At 45.0% G+C, this 260-nt stretch carries 1 protein-coding gene; it reads left to right on the top strand.

The genetic code is table 11. The features are described from left to right. A partial coding sequence (locus ACYYG1_RS17605) for a PTS transporter subunit EIIC (RefSeq protein ID WP_461211630.1) occupies window positions 1–260 on the top strand: 260 nt, incomplete at both ends.

Here is a 260-nt window from a genome sequence, read left to right as displayed (position 1 = left end):
CACTTGTTCCAGGTTTCTTTAACATTAACGAGCCGACCATGTTTGGTCTGCCAATTGTGTTAAACCCGATTTACTTTATTCCGTTTATCTTGGCGCCTTTAGTAATGGTTTCAGTTGCCTATGGTGTTTTGAGCCTAGGCTGGGTCAACCCGGTTCGGATAAATATTAACTGGGCATTGCCGCCATTCTTGAATGCTTTCCTTGCTACGTTAGATTGGCGTGCGGTTGTCCTGCAGATTGTCAACATGGTCATCGGTTTC

This window comes from Desulfocurvus sp. DL1XJH-121 (genome assembly GCF_054819825.1).
The sequence above is the reverse complement of the archived record's forward strand: the minus strand, read 5'-3'. Positions and strand labels throughout refer to the sequence as shown.